At 73.7% G+C, this 15,444-nt stretch carries 12 protein-coding genes; 6 read left to right on the top strand and 6 right to left on the bottom strand.

The genetic code is table 11. The annotated features are described in order from the left end of the window. Positions 1-21 precede the first annotated feature (21 nt). The gene (locus ACGF13_RS33110; protein WP_392882385.1) at positions 22-573 is read right to left on the bottom strand and encodes an NIPSNAP family protein; all 552 of its coding nucleotides are present in this window, start codon (positions 571-573) and stop codon (positions 22-24) included. A gap of 196 nt (positions 574-769) precedes the next feature. Between ACGF13_RS33110 and ACGF13_RS33105 the strand changes: the two genes are divergently transcribed. Next, positions 770-1,708 carry a helix-turn-helix transcriptional regulator gene (locus tag ACGF13_RS33105; protein ID WP_392882383.1) on the top strand — a complete coding sequence of 313 codons (939 nt, stop codon included), beginning with the start codon at positions 770-772 and terminating at the stop codon, positions 1,706-1,708. 59 nt (positions 1,709-1,767) lie between these two features. Here the strand turns inward: ACGF13_RS33105 and ACGF13_RS33100 are convergent, their stop codons facing one another. Then, positions 1,768-1,962, bottom strand: coding sequence for a DUF397 domain-containing protein (locus tag ACGF13_RS33100; protein WP_392882380.1), 195 nt, complete (start codon positions 1,960-1,962; stop codon positions 1,768-1,770). Positions 1,963-2,163: 201 nt separating this feature from the next. On the opposite strand from ACGF13_RS33100, the gene ACGF13_RS33095 reads away from it, so the two are divergent. The 3 genes from ACGF13_RS33095 to ACGF13_RS33085 are packed head-to-tail and all read left to right on the top strand — an operon-like array spanning position 2,164 to position 8,649. Continuing rightward, positions 2,164-3,639 carry a TIR-like protein FxsC gene (locus ACGF13_RS33095; protein WP_392882378.1) on the top strand — a complete coding sequence of 492 codons (1,476 nt, stop codon included), beginning with the start codon at positions 2,164-2,166 and terminating at the stop codon, positions 3,637-3,639. Beyond that, entirely contained in the window at positions 3,636-7,646 is a 4,011-nt protein-coding gene (gene fxsT, locus ACGF13_RS33090; protein WP_392882376.1) for an FxSxx-COOH system tetratricopeptide repeat protein, read from the top strand. Before ACGF13_RS33095 ends, fxsT begins: the two co-directional genes overlap by 4 nt. Before the next feature lie 40 nt (positions 7,647-7,686). Then, positions 7,687-8,649, top strand: coding sequence for a 2-hydroxyacid dehydrogenase (locus ACGF13_RS33085; RefSeq protein WP_392882374.1), 963 nt, complete (start codon positions 7,687-7,689; stop codon positions 8,647-8,649). Between the two features lie 61 nt (positions 8,650-8,710). Here the strand turns inward: ACGF13_RS33085 and ACGF13_RS33080 are convergent, their stop codons facing one another. From ACGF13_RS33080 to ACGF13_RS33070, 3 genes are all read right to left on the bottom strand, one after another. Then, positions 8,711-9,577 carry an alpha/beta fold hydrolase gene (locus ACGF13_RS33080; RefSeq protein ID WP_392882372.1) on the bottom strand — a complete coding sequence of 289 codons (867 nt, stop codon included), beginning with the start codon at positions 9,575-9,577 and terminating at the stop codon, positions 8,711-8,713. Positions 9,578-9,588: 11 nt separating this feature from the next. Further along, the gene (locus ACGF13_RS33075; RefSeq protein ID WP_392882370.1) at positions 9,589-10,536 is read right to left on the bottom strand and encodes a DUF4231 domain-containing protein; all 948 of its coding nucleotides are present in this window, start codon (positions 10,534-10,536) and stop codon (positions 9,589-9,591) included. Between the two features lie 243 nt (positions 10,537-10,779). Next, on the bottom strand, positions 10,780-11,544 hold the full coding sequence (locus ACGF13_RS33070; RefSeq protein ID WP_392882367.1) for a sugar isomerase domain-containing protein: 765 nt from the start codon (positions 11,542-11,544) through the stop codon (positions 10,780-10,782). Between the two features lie 221 nt (positions 11,545-11,765). Here ACGF13_RS33070 and ACGF13_RS33065 point away from each other — a divergent pair, with 221 nt between their 5' ends. Beyond that, positions 11,766-12,458, top strand: a complete 693-nt coding sequence (locus ACGF13_RS33065) for a metal-dependent transcriptional regulator (protein WP_392882365.1) — start codon at positions 11,766-11,768, stop codon at positions 12,456-12,458. A 397-nt stretch (positions 12,459-12,855) separates the two neighbouring features. On the opposite strand, the gene ACGF13_RS33060 is transcribed toward ACGF13_RS33065, so the two are convergent. Beyond that, positions 12,856-13,569: a bifunctional DNA primase/polymerase gene (locus ACGF13_RS33060; RefSeq protein WP_392882363.1), complete on the bottom strand. Its 714-nt coding sequence runs from the start codon at positions 13,567-13,569 to the stop codon at positions 12,856-12,858. Between the two features lie 306 nt (positions 13,570-13,875). Here ACGF13_RS33060 and ACGF13_RS33055 point away from each other — a divergent pair, with 306 nt between their 5' ends. Beyond that, complete coding sequence (locus ACGF13_RS33055) at positions 13,876-15,252, top strand: transcriptional regulator (RefSeq protein ID WP_392882361.1); 1,377 nt, start codon at positions 13,876-13,878, stop codon at positions 15,250-15,252. Positions 15,253-15,444: the final 192 nt, after the last annotated feature.

Genomic DNA, 15,444 nt, shown 5'->3' with positions numbered 1-15,444 from the left:
ACTTCCCGGGCACGGCCGCGGCTACGCCGTCACCGGCTCCAGCCGGAGCCGCCGGAACGGCCAGGGCGGCGGCTCACCGGGGCCGAACCAGACGCGGAGGTCCTCGCCGGTGCGGACGGGGAGCTGAGGGAAGTCGTTCTCGGCGTGCTCGGTGCGGTGCAGCGCGTGCTCCGGGCCCAGGTGGCGGGCGGCGTGGGCGTCGAAGGCGGCCGGGTCGGCGGGGTGGCAGACGGTGGCGAGCACCTCGCGGCTGCCCGCGGGCGGGGTGAAGCCGGGGCCACGCAGCAGCAGGACGTCGTCGCAGTCGACCATGGTGGCGTTGGCCGCGTCGCGGTGTTCCCGCCAGACCGGGCCACCGTAGAAGGCCTCCAGGGCGCGGCGGCGCTCGGGCATCGAGGGGAAGGCGCGCAGCCAGACGAAGCGGTCCGGATCGTCCAGGTCGCGGAAGCGCCCGCCGAGGGTGATGCCGACCGCCTCCTGCCCAGTCACGAACTCGCGCTCGAACAGCTCGATCAGGGTCTCGCGGGTGCCGGGGTGCAGGGTGTACCGGCGGAGTTCGACGACGAGGCTCATGCGGCGGCTGCTCCGGGGCGGGTGAAGTGCGTCATGTGCCGCAGGTTAGGGGTGCTCCCCTGACACCTCCTGTCAGCGGAGGCCGGGAAGGCCAGGAAGGCCGGGACGACCGGAAGGCCGGGAAGGCCAGGAAGGCCGGGACGACCGGAAGGCCGGGAAGGCCAAGAAGGCAGGGACGACCGGGATACTGGCCGGCATGCGCGCGAGTCGGCTGGTCACCCTGCTCCTGCTGCTCCAGAACCGGGGCCGGATGACCGCCGAGCAGCTGGCGGGGGAGCTGGAGGTCTCCGTCCGCACCGTCTACCGGGACGTCCAGGCGCTCGCCGCCGCCGGTGTCCCGCTGTACGGCGACGCCGGGCACGACGGTGGTTACCGGCTGGTCGACGGCTACCGGACCCGCCTCACCGGGCTGACCGCCGACGAGGCCCAGGCCGCCTTCCTCGCCGCGCTCCCGGGCGCCGCCGACCAGTTGGGCCTCGGCGGCGCGCTGGCCGCCGCCCGGCTGAAGCTGCGGGCGGCCCTTCCGGTGGAGCTGCGCGAGCGGGCCGGGCGGATCCAGGAGCGCTTTCTGCTCGACGCGCCCGGCTGGTACGGCGCCCCGGACGACACCCCGCACCTGGCCGCCGTCGCCGCCGCGGTGTGGGAGCGGCGGCCGCTGGTGCTGCGCTACCGGCGCTGGCGGGCGCCGGAGGAGATCGAGCGGCGGGTGGAGCCGTACGGGCTGGTGCTCAAGGCAGGGCGCTGGTACCTGGTCGCCGCCGGGCCGACCGGGATGCGTACGTACCGGGTCGATCAGATCATCGGGCTGTGCGATCCGGCGGCCGAGGCAACGGAGTTCGCCGTGCCGGCCGACTTCGACCTGGGCGCGTCCTGGACCGGCTACCTCGCCGACTTCCGGGCCCGGCTGCACACCGGCGAGGCGCTGGTCCGGCTCACCCCGGAGGGCGCCCGACGCCTCGGTGTGGCCGCCGGGCGCGACGGCTGGACGGAGGTCCGGGTGCCGATCGAGTCGATCGACCACGCCCACGGGGAGTTCCTGCGGCTCGGCGCCGACGTCGAGGTGCTGGAACCGGCCGAACTCCGCGACCGCATCGCCGCGACGGTACGGACCCTGGCCGCCCGCTACCCGGACTGACGCCGACGGCGGCCAGCCGGGCCGGCTGGCCCCGGCCCGGCCCGCCCGGCCCGAGAGGATCAGGCGACGAAGTGGTCGAACTCGCCGGCCTTGGCGCCGCGGACCCAGGCGTTGAACTTGATGCGGGTGGTGGTGACGACGAGGGTGGGGTCGTCGGACTGCCGGATGTAGACGTGGTCGCCCTCGGAGGCGATCTCGATCCACTCGTCCTTGCCGATGCTGGTGCTGGCCCTCTGCCAGTCGAGGTGTTCCACGAGTTCCCTCCTGGTGGTGGTGCGCGACGGCCGGAACGAGGGTACTGCTCCCAGTGCACGGGTGGCGGCATCGTTTCGGTCATGTCAATTCGTGCGAGACGTTGTGCTATTCCATTGGGGTGTCAGTCGTTCCTACACTGAAGCCCCGCCGCACGGGGGCTGCGGGAGGCAGGTTTGCCGACGGGCCCGGGGGAGGCGCGTGTGACTGACCGGGGCTGGGACGAGGACGACGCCCGGCCGTACTTCTTCCTCTCCTACGCGCACACCCCCAAGGCCGGTGCGCGGGGCGCGAGCGACCCGAACCACTGGGTCAGGCAGTTGTACCGGGATCTCTGCGAGGCTGTGCTCCAGCTGACCACCGTCCCGGACGGAGCCGCGGTGGGCTTCATGGACGAGTCCATGCACCAGGGCGAGTTGTGGGCCGAACGGCTGTCCGACGAGTTGGCGACGTGCCGGGTCTTCGTGCCCCTCTACTCGCCGAGGTACTTCAACAGCGTTCCGTGCGGCCAGGAATGGCACGCCTTCACTCGCCGGCCGGTCTATCCGGCGAACCTCGACTCCGAGCGCACCAGCGGCATCGTGCCGGTGCTGTGGGCCCCGATGAGCCGCTACCGGCTGCCGAACGTGGCCAGTGAACTCCAGTTCAACCACGCGAGTTTCGGCCCCGAGTACGCCACCGAGGGCCTCTACGCGCTCATGAAGCTCAGCTACTTCCGCTCCGCCTACGAGCTGGCCGTGCACCGGCTGGCGGCCCGGATCGTCCAGGTCGCGGAGGAGACGGTGATCCCGGTCGGTCGGCGGCTGGAGTTCAACGGCCTCCCGAGCGCCTTCAACGTCACCGCCCCGACCAAGCAGCTGCGGATCTCCGTGCTCGCCTACCACCAGAACGAGTTGCCCGCCGACCGCAGCTCCGACTACTACGGCGAGCGGCGCACCGACTGGCACCCGTACCGGCCGGTCGGCTCGCCGATCGCCCAGCACGCGGCCAGGCTGGCACGGCAGTTGGGGTTCCAGCCGACCGTGCACGAGTTCGACGACGAGGTCGAGTCGATCATCGAGGGCAACGCCGAGGCGCCCGGCCTGCTGCTGCTCGACCGCTGGGCGCTGCGCGACCCGCGCCGGCGCGAACTGGTCCGGCGCTTCGACCGCTCGGACGCCGCCTGGGTGAGCATCCTGGAGCCGTTCAACGGCGACGACCCGGAGTGCGCCGACCGCGCGGAGGAACTCGGCGACCTCAGCGACGAGACGCTGCGCATCACCCGGCGGGCGAGCCGGCCAAGCTTCCTCGGCGCGACCGGCCCGACCGGGCTGCACACCCTGGAGGACTTCGACGACGCCCTGCCCCGGGCGGCGATGAAGGCCAAGTACGCGTTCGAGGGCCGCACCCGGGCCGAACCGGAGGAACCGCCGCCGCCCCGGCCGAGCCTGCGGGACGCGTTCCGGCGCGGGGGAGGCGGGTACGGACCGGACGGGTCCCCGGTGGACCCCTTCGAGGAGGACCAGGGCGACGACGACAGCACCAACTACGGCAACGGCAACGACCGCGGCAACGGCCGCACCACCCGTCGAAGTCGGACCAACGGCAACGACCCGCACCGCGCGCACGACCCGTACCGCGACGACGGCGATGAACCCGATGACGGGATGGCGCCCTTGGGAGGACGAGGACCGCGATGAACGACGACAACCGCACCAGGAACCTCCGCCTCGGCGGGCTCACCGCCGCCGACCTGGCCGCCCAGCGGGAGGCCGAGCGGCAGGCGGCGGAACGGGACCGCAACGGCCGGATCATCACCTTCTACTCGTACAAGGGCGGCACCGGCCGCACCATGGCGCTCGCCAACACCGCCTGGATCCTGGCCGCCAACGGCTTCCGCGTCCTCACCGTGGACTGGGACCTGGAGGCGCCCGGCCTCGCCAAGTTCTTCCACCCGTTCCTCGACCAGGCCTCGCTGGCCGGCACCACCGGCATGATGGACCTGATCGCGGAGTACCGCGAGGAGGCGTTGCGCCCGGTCGAGCACGCCGAGGGCTGGCACCTGGACTTCGCCCGGGTGCACCCGCACGCGCTCTCGCTCACCTGGCCGCACTTCCCGGCCGGCGGCAGCCTGGACTTCCTCTCCGCGGGCCAGTTCAACCGCGACTACTCCGAGGCCGTCACCCACCTCGACTGGGACATCTTCTACGACCGGTTCGACGGCGGGCAGTTCTTCGACGCCCTCAAGGCCGACATGGCCAAGCGCTACGACTACGTGTTGATCGACTCCCGCACCGGCCTGTCCGACATCGCGGAGATCTGCACCGTCCAGATGCCCGACGACCTGGTGGTCTGCTTCACCCTCAGCGACCAGTCCATCGACGGCGCCTCCCGGATCGCGCAGCACATCCACGACCGCTACCGCGAGCGCGGCATCCGCATCCTGCCCGTCCCGATGCGCATCGACGAGGGCGAGAAGGAGAAGGCGGACGCCGGCCGCGCCCTCGCCCGGGTCCGCTTCGACGGGCTGCCGGTCGGCCTGGACGGCGAGGAACTCGCCCAGTACTGGGGCTCGGTGGAGATCCCGTACCGGCCGTTCTACGCCTACGAGGAGATCCTCGCCACCTTCGGCGACCAGACCGGCACGCCCACCTCGATGCTGGCCGCCTGCGAGCGGCTCACCTCCATGATCACCGAGGGGCGGGCGGCCGGCCTGCCGCCGATGGACGAGGAGGTGCGGCTGCGCTACGTGGACGCGTTCACCCGCCGCCGCCCGTCCGTGCCCGCCGACCTCTACCTCTCCTACGTCCCCGAGGACCGGATGTGGGCGGACTGGATCGAGTCCGTCCTGACCAGGGCCGGCTTCCGGGTGCTGCCGCGCGACCTCAGCGCCGGCACCGACCCGCGCGAGGAGACCGAGCGCGGCATCGACTCCGCGTACCGGACGGTCGCGGTGCTCTCGCCCGCCTACCAGCGATCCCCGCAGGCGCGGGCGCTGTGGGAGTCGGTGGTCAGCTCCGACCCCTCCGGCACCCGGCGCCAGCTGCTGCCGGTCCGCGTCGGCGACGTCCGGCTCACCGCGCCGTTCAGCAACCGCAACCCGGTCGACCTGGTCGGCCGCGACGAGATGCAGTCGATCCAGAGCCTGCTGCGCGCGCTCGGCCGCGGCGACACCCCGCTCGGCGACGCGCCCAGCGGCGGGCCGCGCTTCCCCGGCAGCAAGCCCTCGGTGTGGGACGTCCCGCCGCGCAACCCGTCCTTCACCGGCCGCGCCGCCGTGCTGGAGCAGCTGCGCAACCAGCTGCGCGGCGGCATGGCGGCCGTGCTGCCCACCCCGCAGACGCTGTACGGGCTCGGCGGTGTCGGCAAGACCCAGGTGGCGCTGGAGTACGCCCACCGCTTCATGTCCGACTACGACCTGGTCTGGTGGATCGACGCCGAGCAGACCGAGCTGGTCGCCCCGGCGCTCGCCGAACTCGCCCGCCGGCTGGGGCTGCGGGTCGGCGACTCGGTGACCGAGGCCGCCGAGGCGGCCAGGGAGGCGCTGCGGCGCGGCGTGCCCACCTCGCGCTGGCTGCTGATCTTCGACAACGCCGACGAGCCCGCCGAGATCCGCCGGTTCTTCCCCGGCGGCTCCGGCCACATCCTGGTCACCTCCCGCAACCAGGCCTGGACCGGGCACGCCGAGGCGCTGGAGGTCGACGTCTTCACCCGCGGCGAGAGCGTCGAGCACCTGTGCCGGCGCGCCCGCAGCCTCTCCCGCCCGGACGCCGACCGGGTCGCCGAGGCGGTCGGCGACCTGCCGCTGGCCGTCGAGGTGGCCGCCGCCTGGCTGGACACCACCGGCACCCCGGTGGAGACCTACGTCTCCCAGCTGCACGCCGAGGCCGCCCGTGCCCTGGCCGTCGGCCGCCCGGCCGACTACCCGACGCCGGTCGCCGCGACCTGGAACGTGTCGATCGGACGGCTGCGCCAGCAGTCCCCGGCGGCCGTCCGGCTGCTCCAGCTCTGCGCGTTCTTCGCGCCCGAGCCGATCTCGATGAACCTCTTCTACAGCGACCAGATGATCCGGGCGCTGGTGAAGTTCGACGCCGACCTCAGCGACAAGTTCATGCTGGGCAAGGTGATCCAGGCGATCGGCCGGTACGCGCTGGCCAAGGTCGACGCCGGCAGCAACAGCTTCCAGGTGCACCGGCTCGTCCAGGCGGTGATCCGGGCCGGGATGACCGCCGACGAGCAGGAGATCGCCGTCCACGAGGTGCACCGCATCCTCACCGGCGCCCGGCCCGTCCTCGGCGACACCGACGACCCGGCCAACTGGCCCGCCTTCGACGAGATCTGGCCGCACCTGTCGCCGTCCAAGGCGCACAACTGCGACGAGGCGGACACCCGCCAGCTGCTCATCGACCGGGTCCGCTACCTGTGGAAGCGCGGCGAACTCGACCGCGCCCGCGACCTCGGCCACGCCCTGGACGTGGAGTGGACCGGCAAGCTCGGCGAGGACGACCGGCAGACCTTGCTGCTGCGCTTCCAGCTCGCCAACGTGCTGCGCTCCCAGGGCAACTACGGCGAGGCGCTGGCCCTGGACGAGGACACCCTGGAGCGCCAGCGGGCCCTGCTCGGCGAGCACCACCCGTACACCCTGATGACGGCCGGCTCGCTCGGCGCCGACCGCAGGGCGCTCGGCCGGTTCCAGGCCGCCCTCGACCTCGACCGTGAGATCCTCGACCAGTTCCGCGAGTTGTTCGGCGACGACAACCCGCGCACGCTCTCCATGGCGAACAACCTGGCGATCGACTACCGGCTGGTCGGCGACAGCGAGGCGGCCCGCGAACTCGACCAGGAGACCCTCGACCGGCGCACCGCCGTCCTCGGCCCCAAGCACCCCTACACCCTGTCCACCAAGTCCAACCTGGCCCGCGACCTGCGCGAACTCGGCGACTACCGCGGCTCGGTGGACCTGCTCCAGGAGGTCACCTCCGACCTCGGCGACGTGCTCGACCCGGACCTGCCGGAGAACCTGCGCAACGCCAAGTCGCTGGCCGTCTCGCTGCGCCGGATCGGCCAGCTCGCCGAGGCCCGCCGGATCACCAAGGAGACCTACGAGCGCTACCTGGAGCGCTACGGCGCCGACGCCCCCGACGCGCTCGCCTGCGCGCTCAACCTGGCCGCCGACCACAGCGCCTCCGGCGACAAGGAGGCCGCCCGCGACCTCTGCTCCACCGTCTTCGAGGGCCACCGGCGGCTGTTCGGCGACGAGCACCCGTTCACCCTGGCCTGCGCCAACAACCTCGGCATCTACCTGCGGGGCAGCGGCGACGTCCAGGGCGCCATCGAGCGCGGCCGGCTCACCGTCGAGGGGCTGACCCGCTCGGTCGGACCGGAGCACCCGTACACCCTCAACGCGATGATCAACCTGGCCAACGCCTACGGCGACGACGGGCAGCTGGATCGCGCCGAGCGGCTCGGCCGGGCCGCGTACCAGGGGCTGTGCGACCGCTACAGCGCCCAGCACCCGGACGCGGTGGCCTGCGAGGCCAACCTGGCGATCACCCTGCGGGCGGGCGGCCGGCACACCCAGGCGGCCGAGCTGCGGGCGCGGGCGATCTCCGAGCTGATCCGGCAGGTCGGCGAGGAGCACCCCAACACGGTCTCCGCGCGCGGCTGGAAGCGGATCAACCGGGACCTGGAGCCGCAGCCGGTCTGATCGGGAGGACCGGGAAGGGGGCGGGGTACGCTCCCAGATCATGAGCACCCCGCCCCCGGTCCTGGTCACCCGGCGCCTCGCCCCCGGCGTCGTCGAGCGGCTCACCGCGCACCACGCCGTCACCTGCCACGACTCCGACCTGGCGATGGACCGGGCCGCACTGCTGGCCGCCGTCCGCGGGCGCCGGGCCGTGATCACCACCCTGGACGACCGGGTGGACGCCGAGTTCCTCGACGCGGCCGGCCCGCGGCTGGCCGTCGTCGCCAACCACGCCGTCGGCTACCACAACGTGGACGTGGCCGCCTGCGCCGAACGCGGCGTGCTGGTCACCAACACCCCCGGCGTGCTCACCACCGCCACCGCCGACATGGCCTGGGCGCTGCTGCTGGCCGCCACCCGCCGCCTCGGCGAGGGCGAGCGGCTGCTGCGCTCCGGCGCGCCCTGGACCTGGGCGCCGAACTTCCTGCTCGGCCTGGAGCTGGCCGGCACCCCGCTGGGTGTGCTCGGCATGGGCCGGATCGGGCAGGCGGTGGCCCGCCGGGCCCGCGCCTTCGACATGCCCGTCAGCTACCACAACCGCCGCGAACTGCCGCCCGAGCAGGCCGAGGGCGCCGACTGGAAGCCGCTGGAGGACCTGCTCGCCACCTCCACCGTGCTGGTCGTCACCTGCCCGTTCACCGCCGCGACCCGGCACCTGCTGGACGCCCGCCGGCTCGCCCTGCTGCCGCGCGGCGCGGTGGTGGTCAGCATGACCGCCGGGGTGGTGGACGAGGAGGCGCTGGCCGCCGCGCTGGAGTCCGGCGCGCTGTTCGCCGCCGCCGTGGACAACTTCGAGCGCGAGCCGGCCGTCCCGTCCGCGCTGCTCGCCCAGGAGCGCGCGGTGCTCGCCCCGCACCTGGGAAGCGCCACCGTCCGTACCCGCCAGGCGATGGGCGGCCTGGCGGTGGACAACGTGCTGGCGGTGCTCGGCGGTTCGGCGCCCCTGACGCCGGTGCGGGCCTGACGTCGGTGCGCCCCTGACACCGGTGCGGGCCTGACGTCGGTGCGGGCCTGAGCCCTGGTTCCTAGCCCGCCGCCCAGGCCAGGGCGGTGGTCATCACCCGGAACGCCCCGAAGTGGGCGGCGCCGGGCTCCAGGAACAGTTGGGCGTCCGGGATGTGGTCGGCCAGCCAGCGGGAGTGTTCGACCGGCGAGAACTGGTCGTCCGCGCCGTGCCAGAGCCAGGTCGGCACCCGGATCGACCCGACCTCGAACCCCCAGTCGGCGGTGAAGGCCAGCACGTCGTCGATCCAGCCGTCCGCGCCGTGCCGGAACGCCTCCCGGTAGTTGCTCTGGAGCATCCGGCGCAGCCCGCTGTCGGCCACCACCTCCCGGTCGGCGGCGGAGAGTTCGGTGCGCAGCCCGTTCAGCAGCCGGACCGGGTCGTCCTTGATCTGCCGGGAGCGGAACTCCATCGCGTCGGCGATCCGGCCGTGTCCGCGCTCGGCCTCCTTGTAGGCGCGGACGTTGGACGGGGTCATCCCCGCGTACCAGTCCAGGCCGGCCGCGGTGCGCGGGGCCAGCCCGACCAGCACCGCGGCCCGGCTGACCCGGTCCGGCAGCAGCGCCGCGCAGGCCAGCGCGTGCGGGCCGCCGCCGGAGCGGCCGAGCACCGCGAAGCGGTCCAGCCCGAACTCGTCCGCGATGGTGCGCACGTCGGTGGCCGCCGCGCTCACCCGGCGGCCGAACAGCCGGGTCGAGTCGCCGTAGCCGGGCCGGTCGAACGAGATCAGCCGGACGCCCAGCCGGTACAGCACGGTGCTGCGCGGGTGCGGGCCGACCCGGCTGCCGGGCATGCCGTGCAGCAGGAACACCGGACGGCCGCGCGGATCGCCGAGGGACTCGACGGCGAGGGCGCGGTCGTCCGCCGTTTTGACCGTCCGTAACGACACCTGCGGCCTCCTCAGTGCTCCGGGTCGGTTGCGTGCTCCCGGTCGGTGGTGGTGCGCACCTCCCGGCGGGCCTGCCAGGTGGTGTGCTCGCGGGAGATCGCGTCCTCGGCGTCCCGGGCCAGGCGGGCCCAGACCTCCTCGGCCTCCATCGACTCCAGGTCCAGCTGGGCGAGTTGGTGCTGGATCTGCGCCAGCTCCTCGGCGGCCAGGGCGTACGCGGCCGCGAGCGGCCGGTACTGGCGCAGCTGCGCCCAGGCGGCGACCGAGGCGGCCACCGCCGAGACCGTGCCCAGCGCGTCGTAGCTGAAGGCGCCGAGCGCCCGCAGCAGGGCGAGCACCAGGCCGAGCGCGGGCAGCAGCACGCCCAGCACCCCGGCCCAGTACCCGGCGCGGGCGCAGTAGCGGGCCTTGGCGCGGTACCAGTCGTGCTGCAGCTGGATCCGCTCGGCCAGGTACACCTCGCGGCGCACCGCCAGCGGCTGTCCGCGCAGGTCGTGCATCGCCGGGGTGATCTCCACCCCGCCGTCCGGGACGGCGACCGGGCTGTCCCGGAACGCGCCGAGCACCCGGGCGAGCTGGAAGCGGTACAGGCCCTCGGCGTCCGGCAGGGCGCGCGGCGGGGGCTGGTAGGCGTCGGCCCGGACGGCGTACTTCCAGGCCAGCGTCTTCACCGACTCGGCGGCCGCCCGGCCCTCGTACCAGAGGCCCTGGGGGTTCTGCCGGCTGACCACCACCGCCAGCGCGATCGCGCCGAGGTAGGCCGCCGCCGCCGGCCACGCCCAGGGCTCGCCGTCGGCCGAGCCGGTCGCCGCGGCGGCCACCAGCAGGACCAGCTCCCAGGCGCAGAGCAGCACCGAACGCCGCTGCCCGCGCAGCGAGGCCGCGTCGGCGGCCCAGAAGAACTCGGGTAGCAGGTCCCGCTCGCGCACCCACCCGGTCCGTCCCGCAACAGACGCCATGTTCGGCCCCCACCAGTCGCTCCGGTCGCACCGCTCTCCTGCCCCGGGGGGCCGACCGGTACGCCTGGTGACGGCCGGTGCGGCCGGATGTGGCCGGGAAGGCCCGCTGCTTTGTCCGGTACTCCTCGTGTTCGGTCCTGCACCCAGCGTGCGGGGAGGTGGTGGGGGCGCGCGGCGGTCGGCGGGCGTGCGCGGGCGACCGGCCGGGGGTGGGCGGGGCGGTCCGGCGGGTGCGGGAGGGGCTCAGTAGGTGTAGAAGACCCGGTCGGCGTTCTCGGCCATCTGCTTGGCGTTCCACTCGGTGCCGCCGGGGACGTTGCCGGAGCGGAACAGCGGCGGCGCGGGGCACTCCCCGGCGGCCGCCCGGTCGGCCAGCCGGCCGACCGCCGAGGCGACCACGGCCTGCATCAGCGCGCTGGTCACGATGGTGGACACCGGGCCGAAGGTGGTCTCGGCGCCGGGGTGGGTCAGCTCGCCGTCGCCGACCGCGATCTTGCTGTCCAGCACCACGTCGCAGTGGTCCTTCAGGTAGGTGCCGGTCGGGTGCGCCGAGGAGACCTCCGCCGGGTACGCCAGCGAGGTCACGCCGACCACCTTGAGGCCGCGGTCCCGGGCGTACCGGGCCAGCTCGACCGGCATCACCTGGCGGCCGGAGAGCGAGATCACGAACAGCAGGTCCCCGGTGGTGGCCGGGGTGAGGTCCAGGGTGGCGGTGGCCAGCCCGGAGACCCGCTCCAGCGCGCTGGACAGCGGTGCGGGCATCACTGTCACCCCGGCCATCCCGGGCACGTTCAGCAGGTTCATCGGGACCAGCCCGCCGGCCCGGTACACCACGTCCTGGGCCGCCAGCGCGGAGTGCCCGGCACCGAAGGTGAAGACCCGGCGACCCTCGGTCATCGCCTCCGCCAGCAGCGCGGCGGCGGCCTCGATGGTGTCGGCCTCCTCCACGCGGACCCGCTGGAGGTGGGCGATCGCGGCGTCGAAGTACCGGTCGACCAGGTCGTTCATCTGCTGCCTTCGCTCTCTGCCGGGTGGGGGATCCGGCCGGGTGGGGTGGTCCGGGTGGTCCAGACCGCCGGTGGAGAAAGCTTCGGCGAGCACGGTCGCGCCCCGGCGGCACCGTTGTCAACAGGAACGAAACGGGCCTCCGGAGCCCCGGGGCGGGCCCGGTTGTCGGTCCCGTACGTCAGAATTGGCGGTGAGGACACCGAAGAACGGAGCCAGCGGCGATGTCTGGGCTGATCGACACCACTGAGATGTACCTTCGCACCATCCTGGAGCTGGAGGAGGAAGGCATCGTCCCGATGCGCGCCCGGATCGCGGAGCGCCTGGAACAGAGCGGCCCCACGGTCAGCCAGACGGTCGGCCGGATGGAGCGCGACGGGCTGCTCCAGGTCGCCGGGGACCGCCACCTCGAACTGACCGAGGAGGGGCGCCGGCTCGCGGTGCGCGTCATGCGCAAGCACCGCATCGCCGAGTGCCTGCTCGTCGACGTGATCGGCCTGGAGTGGGAGCAGGTGCACGAGGAGGCCTGCCGCTGGGAGCACGTCATGAGCGAGACGGTCGAGCGCAAGGTGCTCGCCATGCTCGGCCACCCCACCCAGTCCCCGTACGGCAACCCGATCCCGGGCCTGGACGAGCTGGGCGACACCAAGGCCGAGGGCGAGGGCTTCGACGCCGGGCTCGTCCCGCTGGACACCGTCAAGCCGGGCGAGGCCGGGGCCGACGTGGTGGTCCGTCGGATCGGCGAGCCGATCCAGACCGACAGCGCCCTGATGAGCACCCTGCGCCGGGCCGGCGTGCGGCCGGGTTCCACGGTCAAGGTGAGCGCCGGCGTCGGCGGCGTGCTGGTCGGCACCGGGGACAACGCGGCGGAGCTGGGCAAGGAGATCGCCCAGCACGTCTTCGTCGCCCAGGCCTGAGCCGCATCCGTCGCACCGAGAAGGGGCCCGCTGCTCTCCAGGCAGCGGGCCCCTTCGCCCTCCCCGTTCCCTCCCTCTCCCCTCCGCCCCTCCCGGCCCCTCCCGTTCCCCTCCACCTCCACCGCCGCCGCCCGGCTTCCCCGTCCGAGCGCCCCTGCCGGCGTCCCCACACATCGCAATTCCTCCCCTCGGCCGATCATGGCAATCCTTGAGCGCTGTCACTCGTACGAGGGGCTTCGTGGGTTGACCAGCGGGTACACGGAAGCCTTATCCGGACATGCGTATGACGGGCCCCGTCCCCGGTGGGAGACAAGGCCCGTCACGTGCGCGCGTTGTGTCGCGCGGTGCGCGCCCTCACCCGATCGGCAGAGGGCGGCCGTTCCGGGGTGAGCGGTGTTCAGCCCACCGGCGCCGGCTGGGCGGCCCGGGCGGTCCGGGCCGAGGCCGTCTCGCGGCCGCAGGCGTACGCGAGCGGGCTGATCAGTTCTGCGGCGTCCGGCAGCCAGCGGTTGAGTGCGGAGGGGGAGCGGGCCCACTGGGCGTACCCCAGGGAGCCGATCCTGGACGGCGGGGCGACCGTCCAGTCCCCCTCGCCGCGGGCGACCAGGTCCAGCCGACCGGGCGGCCAGCCGAGCCGGCGGAGCATCTCCGGGAGCCTGGCCGCGCCTCCGGGCAGCACCAGGAAGTGCAGCCGCCGCCCGATCCGCCCGGGCGCGGCGGGCTGGACCACCACCGGGCCGAGCTGGAGGTCCATCCGCTCCATCCGGGCGAGCGCCAGGCAGCCGGCCGTCTCCGGGACGTCCAGGACGTCGAAGGAACGCCCGGTGGGCAGCAGGACCGACGCGTCGGGCCGCTCGGTCCACCAGCGCCGCACCGCACCGGGGCCGGCGCTCGCCTGCCTCGCCCAGTCCGGGTCCAGCGGGTGGGCGCCCGGCAGGGTGCAGCGCCGGTCGGCGCAGGAGCAGCGGACTGCGCCGTCGCCGTCGTCGACCAGCCAGGCGCCCGGGGCCACCTCCCAGTGGCGGGTCTCGGCGTAGCCGACGGCTTCCACGAGTAAGAGGGGCGGGTCGGTGCTCTCGTTCCGGTCCTGGGCGTCGGGGATGTCTTCCACGGGGTGCTCAACTACCGTGTGTGAGGCTGGTTACGGCCCGATGGCGCCCGGTTGGGTGTATCCCGGCAATGTCACCCGTTCCGGTTAGTCGGCCGAGTTGAAGGGGCTGAGGGCAGGCGCAGCGGGGGCGCACAGGAGCATTTCCCGGGGCGCAAGGGGGGTGCGGTTCGTCACCGTGGGTATCCCGCTGGCGTTGCTGATCGCTAACCTTGTGTCAGATTCCTTGGATGGTCGGACAGTCGGCAACAGATCAGCAGAAGCGTCGCCCGCCGGCCGGGACCGGAGGGTGTGGGGAGGCGAAGCCCAATGGCCGCGAGACCACTCGTCGCACGACAGCCCAACGAGCGTCTGCAGCAACTGATCCAGGAGGCCAGCTGTTCCAACGCCGGCCTGGCCCGGAGGGTCAACCTCTGCGGCGCCGAACACGGGCTGGACCTTCGGTACGACAAGACCTCCGTGGCCCGCTGGCTGCGCGGCCAGCAGCCGCGCGGGCAGGCGCCGGCCGTGATCGCCGAGGCCCTGGGCCGCAAGCTCGGCCGCAGCGTGTCGGTCGAGGAGATCGGCATGGCGGACGGCAAGAACCTGAGCTCCGGCATCGGGCTCCAGTTCGCGCCGACCATCGGTGCCGCCCTGGAGCAGGTCTGCGAGCTGTGGCGCAGCGACGTCGGCCGGCGGGACTTCCTGACCGGTGCGACGGTCGCCGCCTCCGCGCTGGTGGAGCCCAGCCGGGACTGGCTGATCACCCCGCCGGACCCGGTGGTGGCGCGGGCCGGCGGCCCCCGGGTCGGCCCGACCGACGTGGCCGCGGTCAAGGCGACCACCGCGATGCTGGTCGACCTCGACCACCGCTTCGGCAGCGGCCATGTGCGCCCGGTGGTGGTGCACTACCTCAACTCGGTGGTCTCCGGCCTGCTCGGCGGCGCCTACCGGGAGGAGACCGGGCGCCAACTCTTCGCCGCGGTGGCCCGGTTGACCGAACTGGCCGGCTACATGGCGGTGGACACCGGGCAGCCCGGGCTCGCCCAGCGCTACTACATCCAGGCGCTGCGGCTGGCCCAGGCCGCCGACGACCGCGGCTACGGCGGCTACGTGCTGGCCGCCTCGATGAGCCACCTGGCGGCGACCCTCGGCAACCCGCGGGAGATCGCCCAACTCGCCCGCGCCGCACAGGAGGGCGCCCGCTCGGTGGCCACCCCGACGGCGATGGCGATGTTCTACGCCGCCGAGGCCCGCGGCCACGCCCTGCTCGGCGACGCCCGCTCCTGCGAGGCGGTGTCGGCCAGGGCGCTGGAGATGATGGAGAAGCGCCGCCCGGAGGACGACCCGGACTGGATCGCCCACTTCGACGACGCCTACCTCGCGGACGAACTGGCCCACTGCCACCGGGACCTGGAGCAGGCGGGCCAGGCCGAGCACTACGCCCGCCGGGCGCTCGACCTGCACCCGCCGACCAGGGTCCGGCGCCGCGCGGTGGACCTCGTCCTGCTGGCCACCGCTCAGCTCCAGCAGCGGGACCTGGAACGCGCCTGCGAGACGGGTGCTCAGGCGGTCCGGCTGCTCAGCGGGCTGCGCTCCAACCGGGGCGTGGAGTACCTGGACGAGTTCCGGCGCCGGCTGGAGCCGTACCGGGAGCAGCGGGTGGTCCGCGAGTTCCACGCCCGGGCGGACGCCGAGGCGGCGTAGCGTCCGCCTCCGCGGCTCCTCCCCGTCCCCGGGGCCCGGGCGTCGGCCCGAGCCCGGGGCGGTCGCGGATCGTCTGTGCAGGGAGCGTGATGGATGTCCCGCCCACGTGGTCACCCGGTGAGGCGAACCGGTAGCGTGGGCGCGACGTCCAAGGAACTGTGATGCTCCCAAGAACCGACGAGATGTGGTCCG

The sequence above is a fragment of the Kitasatospora sp. NPDC048286 genome, from assembly GCF_043201735.1.
Lineage (GTDB): Bacteria > Actinomycetota > Actinomycetes > Streptomycetales > Streptomycetaceae > Kitasatospora.
This window is presented reverse-complemented; position numbering and strand designations above follow the sequence as displayed.

Bases quoted from the DNA above. Each gene is read 5' to 3' on its own strand.
- ACGF13_RS33075 (WP_392882370.1), bottom strand. From the start codon at position 10,536: ATGGCGTCTGTTGCGGGACGGACCGGGTGGGTGCGCGAGCGGGACCTG.
- ACGF13_RS33110 (WP_392882385.1), bottom strand. From the start codon at position 573: ATGAGCCTCGTCGTCGAACTCCGCCGGTACACCCTGCACCCCGGCACC.
- ACGF13_RS33065 (WP_392882365.1), top strand. From the start codon at position 11,766: ATGTCTGGGCTGATCGACACCACTGAGATGTACCTTCGCACCATCCTG.
- ACGF13_RS33085 (WP_392882374.1), top strand. From the start codon at position 7,687: ATGAGCACCCCGCCCCCGGTCCTGGTCACCCGGCGCCTCGCCCCCGGC.
- ACGF13_RS33105 (WP_392882383.1), top strand. From the start codon at position 770: ATGCGCGCGAGTCGGCTGGTCACCCTGCTCCTGCTGCTCCAGAACCGG.
- ACGF13_RS33070 (WP_392882367.1), bottom strand. From the start codon at position 11,544: ATGAACGACCTGGTCGACCGGTACTTCGACGCCGCGATCGCCCACCTC.
- ACGF13_RS33055 (WP_392882361.1), top strand. From the start codon at position 13,876: ATGGCCGCGAGACCACTCGTCGCACGACAGCCCAACGAGCGTCTGCAG.
- fxsT (WP_392882376.1), top strand. From the start codon at position 3,636: ATGAACGACGACAACCGCACCAGGAACCTCCGCCTCGGCGGGCTCACC.